This is a genomic window from Corynebacterium sp. HMSC11D10, assembly GCF_001806995.1.
Classification (GTDB): Bacteria; Actinomycetota; Actinomycetes; order Mycobacteriales; family Mycobacteriaceae; genus Corynebacterium; species Corynebacterium coyleae.
The window spans coordinates 1,133-2,308 of the sequence record NZ_KV787063.1; the positions used below are offsets into that span (position 1 = coordinate 1,133).

The 1,176-nt window shown below is 53.6% G+C and carries 1 protein-coding gene; it reads right to left on the reverse strand.

Annotated elements, in window-relative coordinates; translation table 11 throughout:
* Positions 1-29: 29 nt before the first annotated feature.
* A complete protein-coding gene (locus HMPREF3120_RS08295) occupies positions 30-1,097 on the reverse strand; it encodes an IS630-like element ISPsy32 family transposase (protein ID WP_032685463.1) in 1,068 nt (355 codons plus the stop codon).
* Between the last annotated feature and the right edge of the window lie 79 nt (positions 1,098-1,176).

Sequence of the window (1,176 nt, forward strand, 5' to 3'; positions counted from 1 at the left end):
CTAGTGTACCGTCTCAAAATTAACTTCTCTCATGCCTGCGTGGTCATTGCCGCGCGGGCTCGCTGTATTTTGTTCAAAATATCTTCTCCCTTAGCGTTCCAAACGTAGCGAGTCGGCTGGGCATTTCGCAGTGCCAGAAATGTGGTGATTGAGCTTTCCAACTCGCGAACCGAGCTGAAGCTGCCGTCGCGCAGGTACACCGTGATGTCGCGAAAGAAGCGCTCGACCATGTTCATCCACGAACTTGAGGTCGGGGTGAAATGCATATGGAAGCGCTTGTGCTTTTCGAGCCAGGCCTTCACTTTCGGATGTTTGTGCGTGGCGTAGTTGTCGACGATCAGGTGCAATTGAAGGTGCTTGGGCGTTTCCCTATTGATTTTCTTTAGGAAGTCCAGCCACTCCTGATGCCGGTGTTGGCGCTCGATAGCGCTGATCAACCGCCCCTCAAGGTAATCGAGCGCAGTGAACAGGGTGACGGTGCCGTGACGAATATAATCGTGCGATTGCGTGCGGATATGACCGATGCCCAAAGGCAGTCCCGGCTGGGTACGTTCTAAAGCCTGAACCTGGCTTTTTTCATCGCAGCAGAGCACCAGTGCCTTGTCTGGCGGGTCCAGATACAACCCGATGACGTCCCAGAATTTCTCTTCGAAGTTGGGATCGTTGGACAGCTTGAACGTACGAGTCAGGTGCGGCTTTATGTCATTGGCAGCCCATATACGCTGGACGCTGGCCGGAGAAATACCCGCGACTTGCGCCATGCTTCGGCAGCTCCAGCGAGGCTGGCCAATACGAGGTTGAACCACTTTTTCAAGCACTCGAGCCATAGCGTCTGGCGGCAAGAATGACTTACGTCCGCGGCCAGGCTTATCGATCAAACCGTCTAGTCCCTGTTCTTGAAAACGCTTGCACCAAAGAGTGACTGAGCGAAGAGAGAATCCAACCAGGCGGGCTATTTCAACCCTTGAACAACCTTGAGCAGCTAACAGGATGACCCTCGCGCGGCGACCGTCACGCTGACTGATGGTGGCTGATCGTGTGCGACGGCTCAGCTCGGCGCTTTCCTCAGGACTCAGGACGATATCTTGGGCGCTCATTTCTTTGCCTCCAACGGTGTAATCAACGAGCAAGCATAGACGATTTTACAGAGCATTTATTTTTGAGACAGTACACTAG